Source organism: Methanobrevibacter sp. (genome assembly GCF_045541095.1).
In the GTDB taxonomy this organism is placed as follows: Archaea; Methanobacteriota; Methanobacteria; order Methanobacteriales; family Methanobacteriaceae; genus Methanocatella.
On the sequence record NZ_JAZQIJ010000256.1, the window covers coordinates 1 to 15,992 of the forward strand.

The 15,992-nt window shown below is 33.2% G+C and carries 15 protein-coding genes; 8 read left to right on the forward strand and 7 right to left on the reverse strand.

Annotated elements, in window-relative coordinates; all coding sequences use genetic code 11:
* Window positions 1-114 precede the first annotated feature (114 nt).
* The gene (locus ACKI2P_RS11025; RefSeq protein WP_407377564.1) at window positions 115-1,512 is read left to right on the forward strand and encodes an ATP-binding protein; all 1,398 of its coding nucleotides are present in this window, start codon (window positions 115-117) and stop codon (window positions 1,510-1,512) included.
* A gap of 43 nt (window positions 1,513-1,555) precedes the next feature.
* Window positions 1,556-3,664 (forward strand): SAP domain-containing protein, encoded by a 2,109-nt coding sequence (locus ACKI2P_RS11030; RefSeq protein WP_407377566.1) that lies wholly within the window; start codon window positions 1,556-1,558, stop codon window positions 3,662-3,664.
* 10 nt (window positions 3,665-3,674) lie between these two features.
* Here the strand turns inward: ACKI2P_RS11030 and ACKI2P_RS11035 are convergent, their stop codons facing one another.
* A complete protein-coding gene (locus ACKI2P_RS11035; protein WP_296891026.1) occupies window positions 3,675-4,076 on the reverse strand; it encodes an SWIM zinc finger domain-containing protein in 402 nt (133 codons plus the stop codon).
* A 65-nt stretch (window positions 4,077-4,141) separates the two neighbouring features.
* Here ACKI2P_RS11035 and ACKI2P_RS11040 point away from each other — a divergent pair, with 65 nt between their 5' ends.
* On the forward strand, window positions 4,142-4,870 hold the full coding sequence (locus tag ACKI2P_RS11040) for a hypothetical protein (protein WP_296891027.1): 729 nt from the start codon (window positions 4,142-4,144) through the stop codon (window positions 4,868-4,870).
* Between the two features lie 329 nt (window positions 4,871-5,199).
* On the opposite strand, the gene ACKI2P_RS11045 is transcribed toward ACKI2P_RS11040, so the two are convergent.
* Together ACKI2P_RS11045 and eif1A are read right to left on the reverse strand one after the other, a co-directional pair.
* Window positions 5,200-5,973: a serine protein kinase RIO gene (locus ACKI2P_RS11045; RefSeq protein WP_407377568.1), complete on the reverse strand. Its 774-nt coding sequence runs from the start codon at window positions 5,971-5,973 to the stop codon at window positions 5,200-5,202.
* Window positions 5,974-6,000: 27 nt separating this feature from the next.
* Window positions 6,001-6,306 (reverse strand): translation initiation factor eIF-1A, encoded by a 306-nt coding sequence (eif1A, locus tag ACKI2P_RS11050; protein WP_407377570.1) that lies wholly within the window; start codon window positions 6,304-6,306, stop codon window positions 6,001-6,003.
* A gap of 107 nt (window positions 6,307-6,413) precedes the next feature.
* On the opposite strand from eif1A, the gene glp reads away from it, so the two are divergent.
* From glp to ACKI2P_RS11065, 3 genes are read left to right on the forward strand one after another with little or no spacing between them, the layout of a single operon-like run.
* Window positions 6,414-7,637, forward strand: coding sequence for a gephyrin-like molybdotransferase Glp (gene glp, locus ACKI2P_RS11055; RefSeq protein ID WP_407377571.1), 1,224 nt, complete (start codon window positions 6,414-6,416; stop codon window positions 7,635-7,637).
* 25 nt (window positions 7,638-7,662) lie between these two features.
* The gene (locus ACKI2P_RS11060) at window positions 7,663-8,124 is read left to right on the forward strand and encodes a GyrI-like domain-containing protein (RefSeq protein ID WP_407377572.1); all 462 of its coding nucleotides are present in this window, start codon (window positions 7,663-7,665) and stop codon (window positions 8,122-8,124) included.
* Between the two features lie 8 nt (window positions 8,125-8,132).
* Window positions 8,133-8,381: a hypothetical protein gene (locus tag ACKI2P_RS11065; RefSeq protein WP_407377573.1), complete on the forward strand. Its 249-nt coding sequence runs from the start codon at window positions 8,133-8,135 to the stop codon at window positions 8,379-8,381.
* 21 nt (window positions 8,382-8,402) lie between these two features.
* Here the strand turns inward: ACKI2P_RS11065 and ACKI2P_RS11070 are convergent, their stop codons facing one another.
* The 3 genes from ACKI2P_RS11070 to hypD are packed head-to-tail and all read right to left on the reverse strand — an operon-like array spanning window position 8,403 to window position 11,470.
* Window positions 8,403-9,710: a TldD/PmbA family protein gene (locus tag ACKI2P_RS11070; protein ID WP_407377574.1), complete on the reverse strand. Its 1,308-nt coding sequence runs from the start codon at window positions 9,708-9,710 to the stop codon at window positions 8,403-8,405.
* Between the two features lie 7 nt (window positions 9,711-9,717).
* On the reverse strand, window positions 9,718-10,422 hold the full coding sequence (locus tag ACKI2P_RS11075; RefSeq protein ID WP_407377576.1) for a phosphoglycolate phosphatase: 705 nt from the start codon (window positions 10,420-10,422) through the stop codon (window positions 9,718-9,720).
* Between the two features lies 1 nt (window position 10,423).
* Entirely contained in the window at window positions 10,424-11,470 is a 1,047-nt protein-coding gene (gene hypD / locus ACKI2P_RS11080; RefSeq protein ID WP_407377577.1) for a hydrogenase formation protein HypD, read from the reverse strand.
* A 69-nt stretch (window positions 11,471-11,539) separates the two neighbouring features.
* On the opposite strand from hypD, the gene ACKI2P_RS11085 reads away from it, so the two are divergent.
* A complete protein-coding gene (locus ACKI2P_RS11085) occupies window positions 11,540-13,204 on the forward strand; it encodes a cytidylyltransferase domain-containing protein (RefSeq protein WP_407377579.1) in 1,665 nt (554 codons plus the stop codon).
* A 6-nt stretch (window positions 13,205-13,210) separates the two neighbouring features.
* A complete protein-coding gene (locus ACKI2P_RS11090) occupies window positions 13,211-14,263 on the forward strand; it encodes an N-acetylneuraminate synthase family protein (RefSeq protein ID WP_407377581.1) in 1,053 nt (350 codons plus the stop codon).
* Window positions 14,264-14,327: 64 nt separating this feature from the next.
* Here ACKI2P_RS11090 and ACKI2P_RS11095 read toward each other — a convergent pair whose 3' ends face one another.
* Window positions 14,328-15,881, reverse strand: a complete 1,554-nt coding sequence (locus ACKI2P_RS11095) for an NERD domain-containing protein (RefSeq protein WP_407377583.1) — start codon at window positions 15,879-15,881, stop codon at window positions 14,328-14,330.
* Window positions 15,882-15,992 lie beyond the last annotated feature (111 nt).

Consider the following 15,992-nt stretch of genomic DNA (forward strand, 5'->3'; position numbering starts at 1 on the left):
TTATTTACAAAAAGTTTATATACTTAATAATTTGATATTATATTACTTAATACTATGAAAAGCATATTATCATTTCAAGTGTATTTCTGATGTTTAATAAAAGAGGGTAAAAGCATGAAGTATAAGATTTTTGTTAGCAGTGTTCGAAAGGAATTTGAGCATGAGCGAAAGTTCATCAAGCAAGAAATTGAAAATGATTATATTTTAAATAAATTTTTTGATGTTTTCCTTTATGAAGAGTTATCTGCATTGGGAGCTTCTCCTAGAGAGGTATATTCTGATGAAGCTATCAATTCAGACATTTACATTGGTTTGATTGGTTCGGATTATGGAAGTATTCTTGAATCAGGAATATCGCCAACAGAACTTGAATATAATCTCTATAACAAGACACATAATGATGCATTAATCTATATTAAAGATGTTGAATTCAGGGAAGATAAAACTGAAGCATTCATTAAAAAAGTCAGCAATCATAGTTATACCCGATTTAATAATCGATATGATTTGATGAATGCAATTAAAGAAAGTTTAGGTGATTTTATTGCCAAAAACTTGAGGAATTACAGGGCTTTCGATTCTGAAATACTTTTAAACTCTTCATGCGATGATGTTGATTTGGATGCATTGGACATGTTTTTTAATGTGTTAGATTACGAACCAATTGAAAAGATAAGGGATGAAAAAGGATTGACAAAAGTCCTATCAACAATACGTGCTGGGGAATATGTGGATGGTGAATTCAGATTAAACACTGCAGGAGCATTATTCTTTGCCAAAGACATCTCCAAATTTAACTTATCACATCAAGTCAGAATGATTCGCTTTTTCGACGATGAAGGAGTAAAAACATTTGATAAGGCAGAATTCAACATGTCCTTTTTAAAATTACTCAAAGAAGCAGAACTATTCTTCAATAAAACCTTGGTTAATATCTCACAAGTTAAAGGTTTTAAAAGAGAAACAATTCAAGAATACCCTTATGAAGCGATACGTGAAGCACTTGTAAATGCCTTGGCTCATAGAGATTATACAATAACAACTGCCGCAATAACGTTCTATATCTACAATGACAGAATTGAAATAAAAAGCCCTGGACGTTTGGTATACCCATTAACTGTAGAAGACTTGGGAGAAAATGAGCCACTCCACAGAAATGAAACAATATGCAATATATTTTCAAAAACAACATATATGGAGCATGTTGGAACTGGTATAAAACGTATGAAAGATGCAATGAGATTAAACGATTTGGAAGAACCTGAATTTATAGAATCTGAAGGATTTTTCAAGGTAATATTCAGATCAAATGAAAATGAAAATGGATTAAATGCACGCCAAAAACAATTCTTAAGAATGAATGATGTTTCTGAAATTACAATAAAAGAGTACATGGGCATGTTTAGTGTTGTAAGAAACACCGCAACCAAAGATTTAAACGATTTAGTTGATATGAAGATTGTAGATAAGATTAAAGATGGTGTACGGTTTATTTATAGAAAAATCGATTAATATATTTAATAAAAAATCAATAGTTATTAATGGGGAATTGTCCATGACTACAAAATTCATTATTAGAAATGATGATAATCCTAAAATTATTCACAATGATTTATCTGATTATTTAGATGTCGAATCAATTTTAAAAAAGGATTATGAGTATATTTATGAATCTATTCAAAATGAAGGGTTTGTACTAGAAAATAAATGGGGAGATGTTTTCAAAGAGATATTATTTGAAAATAAAGTTGTGGGATTTGCTTTTTACGGATTAAATTCAGCAACGAATTTTGTTTTAAATGAAATTTATGTTTTACCGGAATTTAGAGGTAATTCATTATTTTTATTGGAAATTAATATACTTCTTGCAGCGGGTAATTCATTAAGTATTTTACAACCAACAAAAAATCTTGTTGAAATCTTAATTCATTATGGATTTGCATTTAAATTAAGTGAAAATATTGTAGCTAGTGCCATTAGCTTTGATTTTAAAAATGAGGATATATTATCCAATTCTAATGAAGAATTTGATGATGAGCAAATAATGTCTTCTAATATATATGATTTGGATATTCGTTCCAGTTTGTTGCTTAGGGATATCTCAACTCCCGGACGAAATATTATTTATTATCATCAAGAACTTGAAAATGATTTTAAGGAGTATGGAAAACGTAAATCATTAAATAATGGTTATTTTAATGAAATCAAAGATTTATTCCTTCAGAATTCTGAAGAATTTACTCAAATAATGTTCGATTTAAAAGATAAATTGCCAAAATCTCAATTGGGATTTGATATAGTTGTAGGACATGGCGAAGAATTTTCAGATTATATGCAAGACATGATTGATGATGGAATCATTTCTAAAAATAAAGCTCAGGAAATTAAGGATGTTTTAACAGAAGAATATGAACGTGGAGAAGTTACAGATGATGGAATAATCACCCGTTTTAACTTTTTCCTAAACGATTTGGATTCACAAATAGACATATTGGATATTTTCCAGTTGAATACAAATATATGTCCGTATTGTTACAATCCTATAAATCTATCGGATGAATCATGTCAAATCTGCGGTTATAATCTGTTTTATGAACCTGATTTTGATTTTATAGATGATGATTTTGAAGAGGGATTAATCATTGATAAAGGCAATACTGTTTCTTCCCTGTCGGAATTATTTGAAAGGCTGGATCGAAAATACAAACTTGAAAATATTAATTATGGAAAAGATTATCCCACAAGCTATGATTTAGATCAATTTAAAATTTTAAAATTAATTGATGAATATCATAATTTGGATTTGGCATTTCTTATAATAAACAATCTAAAATTGCCTCAAGACATATTTTCTGAATTGTTATTTAGTGAAGGATATGTTACTTATGAAATTACTAAAGAAAATTGGTCGGATTTTGCTAATAGTGATTTAACAGTTGATGAATTGAAAGATATTTTAAGGAATAATGGATTAAAAGTTTCAGGAAGAAAACAGGAGTTAATTGATAGAATTGGTGAAAGTGACATTTCATTGGATGAATTTGTCTCTGATAAGTTATTTTTAACCCAAAAAGGTAAAGATTATTTAAATGACTATTCCTGGATTGAACTTTACTTGAATTTTTTAAGCATGTTTGATTTTGATGATTTTAACAGATTTTGGGATGCTAATGGTGGAGATTTCAACGAAATAGTTTCTAAATATCTTGATGAACATATTAAAAAGGCTAAGGAGAAAAAAGATTTTGACTATTTAATAAATTGTTTTTCCTCTAAAGCGATATTTGCAGAATTGGATGAAAATCTAGATGATGCACTAAAATGGGAAATGATAAGATTTTGTTTAGCAATTAATCCTGTCTATTTAGATAAATCGTATTATAATTTTTATATTCCTTTAAACCAAGAAAATATAGATAATTTAAGGTTATTGAAGGATGAATTTTCAATTAAAACTGTAACGGATTCATTTGAAAAATCTTGGGATTATTTTAAGTTTAATAGATGTATTATTTCAAAAGAAGATTCAAAAAGTATTCTTAATAGATTATTGGATAATCATGAAGATTTGAAATCAATTAATAAAGAAATTAAAGACAAGTACTTTGTGAAAAATAATATGGATAATACTCATCAGACAGATTTGAGTGATTATTTTAAATAAATATGGGAATTCAAGGCTCAAATTCATTTTTAAATTCCCTGTAGAAATTAAAATCGTTTTTCAATTGTTTTTTAACAAAGATAATTAATTCATCACTTTCTAAATTATCAACGATTTCATCAATTTCTCTAAATTTTCTCTGATTATCTGGAACGTCTTCATTTGATAAGAGGTGGAGGCATGCTGCCATATGTTTGCATGATTGCTCACCACATTCGCATGAAATGGAATCAACGTATTTCTCATCACATAATTTAATTTTTACTTTAAACTCATAATCATCTAAAACAATTGCATTTACTGTATTTCCATTTTTCTCAATAAATTTGACACGTCCTGATTTGTAGTAGTTTTTACCAGTTCCGTTTTCACGATAGTGAAAGTCCAGCTGCCAATCATATCCATCAATCATAAAATCACTTCATTTAAATAATTTTCACATAAATACTATTATTTAATCAGCAAATATATAATTATATGAAAGGTTGGCAGTTAAGTTTTGATGAGGATTCATTAGATGGAGCAGAAAATTGTGAAGTAGAAATTTTGCATGTTGAAGATGGTGAAATTATTGCTAAAGTTGATGGTTTTGAAGTAGTGGCGCCCATTGTTTTTCACTCTCCGCATCATGTTTTTTGTAGCTGCAAATCAGAATATACATGCAAACACGAAGCAGCATTAATATTTTACATTGAAAAACACGTTGAATTGTTAAAAGGCAGTAAAAGTGAAGATGATTTAATAAGTTCAATTGATGAAAATCAGCTTCGTGATTTTCTGAAAAATGAGATGAAACAAAATCCAAAACTTAAAAAGGCTTTTTTAGATAAATTCGGCCAAGAATCTGTAATTGATAAACAGTATTACATTGATAAATTAGATCAAGTATTTCGTTCAGGTGAAGACAGGTCTTTTGTGGATTTTGGAATTTACAATATTGACATGATGGAATATGCATTATATGATTTCATAAACAATGAACTGCCAAAAATACTTGAGATGAGAGAACATTCATTTGCATGCAGTTTAGTTGAAAAGATAGCTGAAATACTGGGGGATGATTTGGCAGTAGGTCATGATTCGTGGTATGGATTGGTGGAAGATTTAATGGAGTATGTTTATATTCTGGAAGATTCAGTCTATTTAACCTCGAATGAGAGAAAATCACTTGAAAGAGCTACAAGTGAGATAGTAAGTTATTTATAATTAAATTGCATGATTACTTTTTAATATTTTACGGATGTTTGAATAGTTAATTTTATATATTATGTTTTTTTCACTACAATTTTACGAAATGGGGTCAATTTTGAACCTAAAACTTTAAATAGGTCATGAATAATAAATTATTTTCATTTATTACTACAAATTTGAGTCAGTAGATTTTGAAGAGCAATCTGCTTTTGAACTAACGCACTGGAAAAAATTCAATCCAAAAGAATTGGATGAAATGATCATAAAAGCAATCAGAACATATGTCGAAGAAGATTACGATACTTATCAAAATTTTCCAGGTCATTTGGATATTGGTGATTTATTTAAAATTTGGGGGCGATATATTCCCAAATTTCTTCAAAACTGGTTTTAACTCCAAATTTGGTGTATTCACGAACCAGTGTGTTAATGTCCCGTTCAAGCAATTCCTTTGAAATCGGATTGTCCAAAACCACTGACTGTGAAACGTCAATAATCACAGGTTCCTCATTAAGATTCAGGATATTGTAATTGGACAGATCTCCGTGCACAAGTTTTGCTTCATTAACAAAGAGTTTCAGCTGAACAAGTAACTTGTTGAAAAATTCATCGGGATTTTGTGGTGGCTGGTTTTTGACAGGCTGTGCCGGATTGCCGTTTTCATCGCCAATAAATTCAATAATTAATACATTATTTGAACTTGTTATCGGTTTTGGAACGGTTACTCCTGCAGAATAAAGTCTGGTTAAATTCTTGAATTCCTTTGTAACCCAAGAGTAGATGATTTTTCTTTTGTTTTTGGTTTTGATGTTGAATCTAGGATCGCCTTTGAGATAGTAATTCATCTTTTTAAAATCAGAAGTAGCTACTCTATAGATTTTGACAGCTACGAATTTTTCATCATCGGTAATGCCTGTAAGCACATTCGCTTCTTTTCCGGTACTTATGGCACCATTTAAAACATCAATGTAACCCTGATTCGCCAGTTTGTATAACGTTTCTAGTGTCAGTTTGTCGAAAATTTCATTCCCGACCTTTCTGTCGGAACTATCCTTTTTTCTCTTTCGGGAATGCAGTTTTTCGTGTGCTTTGTCGGCTTTGGCGATTTTTTCATCCATTTATATCAAAAAAAATAAGTGGTTAGACTACATTTTCAGGTAGCCTTTTCTTTCAAGCCAATTAGATTCGGTTTTTGTATATCTCCAAATTACATCTGCCTTTTCATCGGCTTGGAAATCCCATGGTTTTACAAGGATTACGTCTCCTTCACGAATCCAAATACGTTTTTTCATTTTTCCTGGGATTCTTGTCATCCTTATATTTCCGTCAGCACAGCGGACTTTTAATTTTCCGTGTCCCATGATTTGTTCGACTATTCCAGGTATTTCACCTTTCTTAGGAGTTCTTACTCTCCTATATTCTTGTTGTTGATTGTTATTAGGTTTTGACAAATACTCTCCTCCAAAAATGTGATAGCTTTTCACATATAATTAAATTATTTATATTTATATTGATATATTATATATTAAGTTATTGGATACTATTTAAAGGGATAATTATGGGAACTGAATTTTTAAAAATTAAAGAATGTGATGAAGCTATTGATATTATTCAGGATTTATTCAATAAAAATTTAAATCCACAAAGTGAACAGATCAATGTGGATGAAGCTTACGGAAGAATACTTTATGAAGACGTTTATTCCAGAATGGATTTTCCTCCTTTCGACAAAGCATTGAAGGATGGTTTTGCAATTCTTGCAGAAGACAGTTTCGGTGCATCTGAAGAGTCTCCAAATACATTGGAGGTAATCGACTTTTTGGAAGCAGGTTCTGTTACTGATAAAAAAGTTGAGAAGGGAAAATGCATTGAAATCAGTACTGGTGCGGCCATGCCTGAAGGTGCTGAGGCTGTTGTGATGGTGGAATATGCAGAAAAACTTGACGGTAAGGTAAATCTTCTTACAACTGCAACACCTGCACAGGATGTTGCCAAAAAGGGTTCAGACATTGAAGAAGGTAAGTTAATATTAAAAAAAGGCGACTTTTTAAACCCCGGCAAAATCGGTGTTTTGCTCTCTCAGGGATTTGAAACAATTGAAGTTTATAAAAAACCGACAGTTGGTGTAGTCTCATCAGGTAATGAAATCACCCTTCAAGGTGAAGACCTGCCATTTGGAAAAATCTATGATGTAAATGGTGGAATGATTAAAAATGATGCAATTTCCTGTGGTGCGGATGCAAAATTCTTAGGGGTCATGAGGGATGACTACGACGAAGTTAAGAATAAGATTGCCGAATCACTAAAGGAAGTTGATGTTTTGCTATGTTCCGGAGGTACCTCAGCAGGTCTTGGAGACGTGTTAAAACATGTTTTAGATGAGCTTGGTGAAGTCCACATTCATGGAATTTCAGTTCAGCCGGGTAAACCTACAATTGTAGGCGTTATTGACGGTAAGATTGTCATAGGTCTTCCTGGAAATCCTGTTTCTGCGCTGATGATATTTAACGCATTTGTTGCTGAGCCTTTAACAAGACTTGCAGGAATCGACAGGGACTTTGAGCTTGAAGTCGTAAAAGGTAAAATCACCAAAAGAATTCACTCACAGGTTGGAAGGATGCAGTATCAGCTTGTGAAGGTGGATGGTGATGAAATTCATCCGATATTTAAGGATTCAGGTGCGATATTTTCACTTTCCACAGCTGATGGATATGTTAAAATTCCAAAACTGGTTGAGCTTGTTGATGAAGGTGAGGAAGTAGAAGTTTATTTATTTAAGTAGAATAATATTTTAAGTAGGTGTAATTATGGATTATGAAGTTAAAGTAATTCCAGAACAAAAATTAGCGGTCATTAATTGTAAAACTCCAATAGAAGATTTGGATATTTTCCTTTCCATATTATTGGATTGGGTTGATACTGAAGACATTGTAACTGATGGCGACCCATTTATTGTTTATTTCTCACCAAGACATGAGGTTGGTCAGGATGATGTCGTTTATGACGTAAGTATTCCTGTTAAGGATGATCCTGATGGAACTGACAGGATTCGAGTTGTTGACATGATTGAAAACAAAGTTCTTGCCGGAGTTCATTACGGTTCACCGGACACAATTCTCGACACTTATGAGCAGTTGGTTGAAGTTGCACAGAAAAACCACTATGACATTATCGGATCACCTAAAGAGGTTCTGATTAAGGGGATACATAACTGCGATGACGAAGCTGAATTCATTACTGAAATTCAATTGCCTATCATAGAGATGTAGGTGATTTCATGGCTAAAAAGGAAATCGATATTGATGAGGAAATTGAAAAACTTGCCCGTAAATCCAATATAAATATTAAAAAAACTGAGTATTCTTTTGAAAAAAGAATCAAAAGATTGGATAAGGAAATGGATAAAATAATGAATGATAAATTCAAGGAATTCGATAAAAATAAGGAACTGGTTTCAGATTATTTAACAACTGATTATAAATCTGATTCTGTTGATAGTTATAGAAAAAGATTAAAAAAGATGTAGTTTCATCTTTTTCTATTTTTTTTATTGCCCTACAACTCTCAAATCGTGGGCCAATAGTTTAGGAATTATAAACGGACCATACTGTTTGATTTCAGAGTTCAAACCTTCTACTTTTTTCATGATTTCAAAGATGTTTCCGGAAATCATGGCCTTGTTAATCGGATCTGTCAGCTCTCCGTTTTCAATTTTAAATGCATTGTTTGCTTCAACTGAAAAGTCTCCGGAAATAGGGTTGGCTGTATGTGCACCTAAAACGCTTGTTGTCAAAACGCCTTTGTCTATTTCAGACAGGTCTTTCATTTCACTAAACTTGAATTCAAGATTGCTTGGTGCAATTATAGGGGCTGTGAGATATGACGGTCTAAATCCGTTTGATGTTGTTTTTGTGTTTTGTTTGTTTGCAGTGTAGATGTCATATAAAAAGGAGTTTAAAACTCCGTCAGTAATCAAGTCTGTTTTCTGGGAAACACTTCCCTCTCCGTCACATTTCACGGATTTCAATCCTTTTTCTAAAAGTGGGTTGTCAACAATTGAAAGTGTTGGATTGGCTATTTGACTTCCGATTTTATCTTTCAAAATGGACCTGCCTCTTCTTACATTTTCACCATCGAATGCAGATATGAATGTTCTTAAAAGTCCAATTGCGGCATAATAATCAAGAACAACATCATAATCACCGGTTTCAACAGGTTTGGTGTCAATGGAACTTTTGGCAAGGTTGCATACTTCGTTTGCTAGTTTTTCACCATTCAAATCAAAGAATCTTGAGTTTTGGGTGTTGTATGCTGTTGAAATTTTTCCTTCTTTTTGAAGTGTAACTGATAGGGAAAGTCCAAATGAGGTATCTTCATTTTCAATTGACACTCCATTTGAATTCAAAATCAATGATTTTTTTGACTCGGCATCAAATCCGGAACCTGTAACTTCACATCCGCTGTCGGCAGCCATTGCAATGACGTCTTTTAATAGTTCGATTGATTCATCCAAGTTCAAATCATCGAATTTCTTGTCGTAGACATTTTTGACATCACTTACCTTTTCAACTTCAGAGAATGCATAATTTTCATCTTCTTTGTTCAATTTAGTATTTTCAATGGCCTTAAGTCCTGTTTCAGTGATTTTCTCAAAGTTTGAAGTGTATGCAAAGCCTATTTTGCTGTCTTTTATCACTCTTATTGCAAGGCCTTGTTTTATCTCTTCCTTTGCAAAGTTTAATTTGTCCTTTTCTGAATCAAGTTCGATAAGTTTTTTGCTGTCAATATAAATTTCATAATCATCGCAGTCGTTTTCAACGGCTTTCTTTGCCTTTTCGGCTATTTCATATATCATGTTATCACTATAGTGCAAATTTTTCAATAGCTTCTGCAACTCCGTCTCCAAAATAGTTTTCACAGGCATATGTGCTTATTTTTTTCAGTTCATCGTCTGCATTTGCAACTGCTATCTTATATCCTGTCTCTTTAAGGAAGTCCTGATCGTTTTCACTGTCTCCGATACCCATTACATTATCCATATTGATTCCGTTTCTTTCGCATAGGTATCTCAGTGAACTTCCTTTGTTAACTCTTTTGTCGGTTACGTGGAGTGCAAAGCCACTGTCATAAAGTTCAAGTTGATCTAAATATTTAAAGTCTTTTAAAGCCTCTTCCAGTTCTTCTTTGGTAAGGGTTTTATAAAATACGGTTTCAGTCAATCTGTACATGTTGTCATGTGATGCATGCTGGTTGAATTTTTTGCCCAATTTTTCCTTCAGATGCTCTTCGGCAGAAGTAACAAAGTCTCTGTCCACCATTGATTCAACGGCATTGTTGTTTTCGCCTTCCTTAAAAACGATTCCGCCGTTTTCTGCAATGAGTCCTCCGCTGCATCCGATAAGTACTTCTGCGGCATAAGCATAATTGACAACGTTTCCTGTTACAATTATTGTTGGGATTCCTGCTTTTTCTGCTTTTCTTAATGCTTCAATTGCGGATATGCAGATTTTCCGAGTTTCATCTGTAATTGTTCCGTCTATATCTACTGCTATTGCTTCTATTGTCATATTATCCTCTTGAATATCTGTGGGCTATGTTACATGTTCCTTCTTTACTTACCATACATGCTCCGATTGGGTGAAGTGGATTGCAGGCTTTTCTAAACAGCTTACAGTCTTCAGGTCTTGCAAGTCCTCTTAAAATAGGTCCGCAAATGCATCCTTTAGGAGCTTCATTGACGTCTTTAACTTCGATGTCGTATTTTTCACGGGCATTAAAGTCGCTGAATTCATCTTTTATTTCCAAAATGGAATTTGGTATTTTTGGAAATCCTCTCCATTCTCTGGAAGTCACTTCAAATACCCGTTCCATCATGTCCTGGGCGATTACATTTCCCTCTTCACGAACGGCTCTTGCATATTCATTTTCAATTTTCGGTGTTTCATTATGAATTTGCCTTAAAATCATATATACTGACATTAAAATGTCTAATGGATTGAATCCGGCAACAGCCTGAGGTATTCCAAAGTCTTTTGAGAAATACTCGAACGGTTTGGTTCCGATTATGGTACACACATGTCCCGGTTGAATCAATGCGTTCAGGCTTGTTTCACCGGAATTAATTAAATAATCGATGGCTGGTGGAATCAGCCTGTGGCATGAAAGTACTGAAAAGTTTTCAGGAGGTGTGGCCAAAAGTTCCGCTGCGGTTGTTGGAGCGGTTGTTTCAAAACCTGCTGAAATGAATACAACATCATTGTCAGTTTTTTCTGCTATTTCAATAGCTCTGTTGATTCCATATACGACTCTTACATCTCCACCTTCGGCCTTTGCATCGGCAAGTGACCTTTCAGAACCCGGAACTCTCAACATGTCTCCAAAGGTTGTAATTGTAACTCCCTTATCGATGAGTTCCAATGCTTCATCGATTTCACGTGAAGGCACAACACATACTGGACATCCAGGTCCTGCAATAATTTCCACTTCTTCCGGAAGCAGACTTCTTATTCCATTTTCCATAATAGTGTGTTCGTGAGAGCCACAAACATGCATTATTTTAACGGGGGTGGCTAATTTATTGATTCTTTCTATTAATTCTTTTGACATATTTTTCATTTTAACACCGAAGATTTAATATTATATTACCTATATATTTAGTAGTGATTATATTTAAAGTGATTAGAAATGTTTAACAATAATATGATACTGGTAGTTATTCCGGCAAGGGGTGGTTCAAAGGGAATTCCTCGTAAGAATTTAAGGCTATTGAACAATAAACCTCTTATATCTTATTCTATTGAAATTGCCAAGGCATCTCAATATGTTGATGATGTTGTTGTAACCACTGATGATTCTCAAATTGCATTGATTGCTGAAAAATTCGGTGCAAGCGTTGTCAGACGTTCAGAAGAGCTGTCTACCGATGAAGTTTTGCTTGACCCTGTTGTTTACGATGCAATGATTCAAAAGGAAAAACTGGCATTGGATGAATATGATATTGTAATTACTCTCCAGCCAACATCTCCTTTAATCAAAACCCAAACATTGGATGCATGCATTGAAAAATTTGAAGATTTCAGCTTGGACAGTGTTCTTTCAGTTGTTGATGACAGGCACTTGAGCTGGGGATACGATGAAAACAATGACAGGTATTTCCCTAATTATATTGAAAGGCTTAGGAAGGAAGATTTGCCAAAATCATTTAGGGAGACTGGTGCAATTCTTGCAACAAGAAGGGCTTTTGTTCGTGAAGACTCCCGTTTGGGAACCAATATTGATATTGTTGAGGTGTCCCGTGAGGAAACTGTCAATATCGAGACTTATGAAGACTGGTGGATTGCTGAAAATTACCTGCAGAAGAAAAAAATTGCTATTGTAGTAAATGCGTCCAACGAGATTGGAACCAGTTATATTGACAGATGTCTGGCTATTGCTTCCAAATTAGTTTTTCATGAAGTTCTGTTTTTAACAGATGAGCATTATCCTTTGGGATCTGAAATTTTTGAGAAGAAAAATTTTTCATTCAAAACGTTTGAAGACCTTCCTGATTTATTAAAAATCTTAAGTGAAAATAATATTCAGATTGTCATTAATGACGTGCTGAATACTTCTGAAGGATATATATCTGCATTAAAGCAAGAAGGATATTTTGTTATTAATTTTGAAGATGTCGGTGTGGGATCTCAATTTGCGGATGTTGTCTTTGATGATTTATATGAGCATGATTCCTCAGAAGAAAATGTTTATTCAGGATATAAGTATTTCATCTTAAAGGATGAATATTTCTACCAGAACCCAAAAATAATCAGAAATGACGTGACAAATGTTCTGGTTAAGTTCGGCGAATCAGATTCCAGCAATCTCACTGAAAAAGTGGTCGATGCTCTTGTGGCAAGCGATTATGATGGCCGGATTGATGTCATTGTGGGTTTGGCTTATGAAGGTTTGGAGGATTTAATCTCCAAATACGAATCAAATCCTTTAATTCAGATTTATCGTGATGTTTCAAATGTCAGCGAATTCATATTCAAGGCAGACATTGTATTCACTTCCTCAAGCAAGTTCGTCTATGAGGTCTGTTCTGTCGGTGTTCCTACAATATGTTTGTGTGAGGATGAACGTGAACTTTCCCACAGTTTCGTAAGACGTGACAACGGATTTATTAATATGGGTCTGGGCTCTGAAGTTGGAAGGGAAGGCATCATTAAGCAGTTCATGGCTCTTTTAGAAAATTATGAATTGAGACTGGAACTGAATGAGAGGATGTTATCATTTGACTTGAGATATGGCTTTGATAACATGTATTCTGTTGTGGAAGAGGAATATCGCAAGATTAATTTTAAAAAATAGATTGTTATGATTGTTTTCAATAAAAAACCATTTTTAATAGCCGATATAAGTATTAACTTTTACAATCTTGCCCAAGAGGAAAAAATTTCCTATTTGGATGCTGCAAAATACTTGATTGATGAGGCTAGAGACTGCGGTATTGATGCGGTGATGTTTCAATCATACCTTGCTGAGAATGTCCTTTCAAGAGATTTATCTGCTTATGAAGGGCTGGATATAGATTCCATAAATTCCTATTTTGATGATTTTAAAAAATATGACGTTTTTGGAGTTGGGGAATATAAACTGTTGGCCGAATACTGCCACAGTATGGGGATGGTTTTTCTATCAACCCCTCTTGACTTTGATTCTGCAGACTATCTGGATGAGTTTTTGGATGTTTATCAGATATCATCTTCCGACATTACTAATATACCGTTTATTCAACACATCGCCAAGAAAAACAAGCCGATTTTATTGTCAACAGGGGCCGCAACCATGATTGAAATAAAAAATGCCATCAAGGCTATTGAAGATGTTTCAACTGTCGATGTTGTAATAATGCATTCAATATTGTCATTCCCAACAGACCACAGGGATGCAAACCTTTTGATGATTAAGGATTTGGCTCAAAATTTCCCGGAATATGAAATCGGATATTCCGACCACACCCAAGCCGATGACGACATGATGGTTTTAACAGCTGCCTTTAATCATGGGGCTAATGTTTTGGAAAAACATTTCACTTTCGATAAGAATTTAACAAGTGACGATTCATGCTATGCTATGGATCCTGATGATGTGATTAAATTCAAGAGAAATATCCTGTTTTTATCAAAAATCAATGGTCGCATGAATAAACAACCTTTGATTTGCGAATCCTATGCAAGAAAGGAATTTAGAAAATCTATCGTTGCAGATAGGGATATCATGAAAGGTGAAATCATCGATGAGTCCGATATTGCATTTAAAAGGCCAGGTATGGGAATTGAACCTTTCAGGGCAGATGAAGTAATCGGAAAAACAGCAACAGAAGATATTTTAAAAGATAGTCTGATTACCTTTGATAAAATAGGATAATGTCGGTTTTAAAAAACAAAAAATTAATGGGATTTCTACAAAATCCCAATATAAAAAAAAGAAATTAAATTTCTAAAGAACAATCTGCAGAATAGTTGTTGATTAAAACAGCACATTTGTCGATTGTCTCAGAATCTAATTTTATAGTACTTGTTTTGATTTGATTTAATAGCTCATCAATAAATAGGTCTTCATCGGTTAAAGGCATATTTATTACAACAACTTCATTGTTTATGAAACCTACTAAAGGCTCTACAAAACAGTTTTTGATGTTGTTGTCATTAAGGAAATTAATTAAATCTTCACCTAAACTCAAAGCTTTTTGTTTGATTTTATCATCTTGGGAGAATTTAGCTTGTTTTGTAGTGTATCTAAATCTTCTCATGTTTCCGGAATCGGAAAACTCTTCTATTTTATCTTCATCCAATTCATTTGCATTAATCAAACTGAGATTTTCATTTTCAGATTCCAATCTGAGTTTAGGGTTGTATTTCTGGGAAAGAAGTGCATAAATTCCTGTTGGCCCTACAACCAAATGGTTTATACTAGAGTTGGAAGTTGGAGTTTTCACATTATAGAACACGTAGTATTCATCAGATAATGTTAATAAATGGTCTCTGATAATTTTGGTTCTTTTTTCAGTTTCTTTCACGTCTCTAGATCTATAAATACCATAGACTAAGATAATTACTCCAATAAATAAAGCAACGATTCCAACACCACTATTTATTAATAGTACTTCAATAATACTTAAAACAAAAATAACTGCTCCGACGAGGAGTATTGTTGTATTGGTATCCATATTTCTAATGTCGAAGTCATCAGAGGCAGATTCAAATAGGGAACCTGTATTTGGATTACCTTCTGCACCAGGTTCTGGTATACTAAGTCTATCAATAATACTTCCAAATGATCTTTCAGTATCTTTTTGTTTTTCCATATTTTTTGGATAGTATTCGTTCATTCCTTTGAAAAATTCATCCTTAAGGAAATTTTTAAGGATGTTATAGTCATTAGTTTTAGGAAGAGCAAATTCTTTTCCAAATTTTGATAGAACTGGTTGAGGAATGGTTGTTCTTGCAGTTTTGGAATTTTTCTCTTCTTCTTCGAGTTTAAGATTTTCTTCTTTTTCAACTTTTGCTATTTCTAGCATGCGCTCTTCAGAGAAGAAATTACCTAATCTGCCTGTAATTGATTTTAGGGAGCGTTCATTACCTTCATTTTGCTCTTCTATTTCAGGTGCTGGAGCTTGATGTTGGTTTTCTTGTCTAATGTGTTGGACTTCTTCCCGTCTTTCTTTAATATATTCGTCTAATTCCTTATTTAAGTCATCATCCAAATATCTTAAAGAGCCTCCGCAGCTGTCACATTCATAATCAAGTATGTTGTCACTGCTTTTGATTTTATATTTTAATCCGCAGTCTTCACATTGAACTATTTGTGAATTATCATACTTAAATGAACTAATGAATGATGAATGGGAGTTATTTTCTTCATTAGAATATTCTTCCAAGTATTCAAGGTCACCTGCGCATGAAGAACACTCAAAGGTACTGATATCGTCGTTATCTTCGAGTTGGTATTTCGCACCACAGTTCTTACAGCATACAACTTTCATATTATCCTCTTACTAATTACTTATGATATTATTTTTATTTTTTTTTAATTATTATATGTTTCTAAAAATGTGTATTTTTGCAAATTTTTTTTGAAATAATTTTAATTAAAT

Excerpts from the sequence above, each read along its gene's own strand:
- ACKI2P_RS11025 (WP_407377564.1), top strand. The coding sequence starts at position 115 with ATGAAGTATAAGATTTTTGTTAGCAGTGTTCGAAAGGAATTTGAGCAT.
- ACKI2P_RS11030 (WP_407377566.1), top strand. The coding sequence starts at position 1,556 with ATGACTACAAAATTCATTATTAGAAATGATGATAATCCTAAAATTATT.
- ACKI2P_RS11035 (WP_296891026.1), bottom strand. The coding sequence starts at position 4,076 with ATGATTGATGGATATGATTGGCAGCTGGACTTTCACTATCGTGAAAAC.
- ACKI2P_RS11040 (WP_296891027.1), top strand. The coding sequence starts at position 4,142 with ATGAAAGGTTGGCAGTTAAGTTTTGATGAGGATTCATTAGATGGAGCA.
- ACKI2P_RS11045 (WP_407377568.1), bottom strand. The coding sequence starts at position 5,973 with ATGGATGAAAAAATCGCCAAAGCCGACAAAGCACACGAAAAACTGCAT.
- glp (WP_407377571.1), top strand. The coding sequence starts at position 6,414 with ATGGGAACTGAATTTTTAAAAATTAAAGAATGTGATGAAGCTATTGAT.
- ACKI2P_RS11060 (WP_407377572.1), top strand. The coding sequence starts at position 7,663 with ATGGATTATGAAGTTAAAGTAATTCCAGAACAAAAATTAGCGGTCATT.
- ACKI2P_RS11065 (WP_407377573.1), top strand. The coding sequence starts at position 8,133 with ATGGCTAAAAAGGAAATCGATATTGATGAGGAAATTGAAAAACTTGCC.
- ACKI2P_RS11070 (WP_407377574.1), bottom strand. The coding sequence starts at position 9,710 with ATGATATATGAAATAGCCGAAAAGGCAAAGAAAGCCGTTGAAAACGAC.
- ACKI2P_RS11075 (WP_407377576.1), bottom strand. The coding sequence starts at position 10,422 with ATGACAATAGAAGCAATAGCAGTAGATATAGACGGAACAATTACAGAT.
- hypD (WP_407377577.1), bottom strand. The coding sequence starts at position 11,470 with ATGAAAAATATGTCAAAAGAATTAATAGAAAGAATCAATAAATTAGCC.
- ACKI2P_RS11085 (WP_407377579.1), top strand. The coding sequence starts at position 11,540 with ATGTTTAACAATAATATGATACTGGTAGTTATTCCGGCAAGGGGTGGT.
- ACKI2P_RS11090 (WP_407377581.1), top strand. The coding sequence starts at position 13,211 with ATGATTGTTTTCAATAAAAAACCATTTTTAATAGCCGATATAAGTATT.
- ACKI2P_RS11095 (WP_407377583.1), bottom strand. The coding sequence starts at position 15,881 with ATGAAAGTTGTATGCTGTAAGAACTGTGGTGCGAAATACCAACTCGAA.